This window comes from Citrobacter sp. XY323 (assembly GCF_025106035.1).
GTDB lineage: Bacteria > Pseudomonadota > Gammaproteobacteria > Enterobacterales > Enterobacteriaceae > Citrobacter > Citrobacter braakii.
Genome location: NZ_JANYUK010000033.1, coordinates 1 through 1,742, shown reverse-complemented (window position 1 = coordinate 1,742; position 1,742 = coordinate 1). Strand labels below are relative to the sequence as shown.

Sequence of the window (1,742 nt, the reverse complement as noted above, 5' to 3'; positions counted from 1 at the left end):
ACCACAGGAGAAAACCAGGATGCACACACGAAACGTCAACGTCAAAACCGCCGCTCAAGAATCTTCCGGAAGATGTGTAGGGACATGTCCGGAACCGATTGCTGCAAAGGTACTGGCATTCCACGGACAGGATGCCAGTTATGCATTTAATGTCCTGGCTGACCTTAAAGCAGCCGGTGCGTCATACACCCGCCGGAACATTATTGCGGATATGTTTCGCCGTCTTGGTGTGAATTAACCAGCTAAAGGAAAAATGCAATGAACAGAGATTTGACTCCAGTTCGTGGCCTGAATATTCGGATTCAGTGGGGGATGGCTCGCGTAATGAGAGTTATCGACCCGGTTAAGGCCCGGAGTGAAGAGACTGATGCTCTTATTGAAGCTCAACAGGCTGGCTATCAGGATTTCGGCCTGGGGGAATTCACTCTTCCTCACATGTTTGCTGACGAACCTCAACTGGTGAAAGCATGGAACGCGGGCGTGCAGTTCGCAGCATCATGCCATGAAACAGAAAACTGTGAATTCTGCCAGAGCGAAGAAAGTGAATGCTGCCCGTTACATGGCTGAATACCGTTACTTCAAAAAAGAAAGGAAATAGAAATGGCTACTCAAGTCATCAGCACCATACCAGCTTCATCCCTCATTATTCTGGTTGCAGAGAATGAAAATAACGCAACTGCGGCAGAAGATTGGGATGTTATGGAGTTCCATACTCTTGCCGAGTTGAAAAAGCTGCGTAAACACTCTCCCGAAAAAATGAAAGGTCGTTACTTTTATGCACTCAGTAAGGGCGTGGATCCACAGTTTCGCCATATCCATTTAACTGAAGCAGAACACTTCAAACAGTTCGTGCGCAAGATAGAACGTATGGGACTGTCGATTTAAAGCAGTCATGTACGAACCATTCATTCCGGGCGGGAAACGAACAGCTTCTCGCCCCGTTTTGAAAAATGGCCAGTTTTGGTGGCCATCGTTTGCGGTGACCACGTTCTGGTACAACGATACGGCCAGCAGGCCACTTAAGAACCGTTGCGACAGAAAATGATGTCGCAGTTAAGGAGAACGACGATGACTGAACACACCCTGTACGATGTCCCGGCTACCGTCCTGAAAGTAATGGCCCAAAATCTGGAGAATGAAAACTACCCTGTTCGAATCAGAAGTAATGATGACCATGCTTCACTTGCAGCGGCTGCACTGTGGTTGTTTGCAAAACAAACTGGCCTGGATCGGGACAGTGAGTCGCTGGGAACGGTTCTGACAGATTTTCTGGGGGATCTGCTACACCTGTGTGAGCAATTTGACCCAGATACATCCGGAGAGAAACACCTGCGGGAATCCCTGCGAACTGCACTGATGCATTTTGAGCAGGAAAAAGAAGAACGCCTTTACTGAAAGGGATAACAATTCAATAAGATGGCAGAAATATGTCTGCTGTCTTATTGTCTTAACGGGATATGCAGATGGGGCAGGCACCGCGCAGAATAAAGCCGCGCGCCTGCGGCGCTGAAGGGGATTGCGCTGGCGCGCAACACCCTTCATTTCGCGTCATAAACATTCTGATGAGTGTCTCTGAAACAGGCTGTATTTCTGTCTTCTTTTAACCCTTACCCCGGACACTACTGCTGCTATACGTCTCCCTGATGTGCAGCTGCTTCCCGGTGTTTTTTGAAATCTAAAATGTCAGGGTGCTGGCCCCCTTCGGCTCCTGACCAGCTGGCGCTGTCCAGTCGTCGAGCCCC

The 1,742-nt window shown here is 49.1% G+C and carries 4 protein-coding genes; all 4 read left to right on the top strand.

The window, feature by feature from the left end; genetic code table 11:
- Positions 1–19: 19 nt before the first annotated feature.
- The 4 genes from N0B36_RS24320 to N0B36_RS24305 all read left to right on the top strand — a co-directional run bounded on the left by N0B36_RS24320 (position 20) and on the right by N0B36_RS24305 (position 1,395).
- Entirely contained in the window at positions 20–238 is a 219-nt protein-coding gene (locus N0B36_RS24320; RefSeq protein ID WP_131334168.1) for a hypothetical protein, read from the top strand.
- 20 nt (positions 239–258) lie between these two features.
- A complete protein-coding gene (locus tag N0B36_RS24315) occupies positions 259–567 on the top strand; it encodes a hypothetical protein (protein WP_131334167.1) in 309 nt (102 codons plus the stop codon).
- 33 nt (positions 568–600) lie between these two features.
- Positions 601–885: a hypothetical protein gene (locus N0B36_RS24310; RefSeq protein ID WP_259689504.1), complete on the top strand. Its 285-nt coding sequence runs from the start codon at positions 601–603 to the stop codon at positions 883–885.
- A 183-nt stretch (positions 886–1,068) separates the two neighbouring features.
- Complete coding sequence (locus N0B36_RS24305; RefSeq protein ID WP_131334165.1) at positions 1,069–1,395, top strand: hypothetical protein; 327 nt, start codon at positions 1,069–1,071, stop codon at positions 1,393–1,395.
- Positions 1,396–1,742 lie beyond the last annotated feature (347 nt).

Coding starts and splice junctions, on each gene's coding strand:
- N0B36_RS24315 (WP_131334167.1), top strand. CDS start 259: ATGAACAGAGATTTGACTCCAGTTCGTGGCCTGAATATTCGGATTCAG.
- N0B36_RS24320 (WP_131334168.1), top strand. CDS start 20: ATGCACACACGAAACGTCAACGTCAAAACCGCCGCTCAAGAATCTTCC.
- N0B36_RS24310 (WP_259689504.1), top strand. CDS start 601: ATGGCTACTCAAGTCATCAGCACCATACCAGCTTCATCCCTCATTATT.
- N0B36_RS24305 (WP_131334165.1), top strand. CDS start 1,069: ATGACTGAACACACCCTGTACGATGTCCCGGCTACCGTCCTGAAAGTA.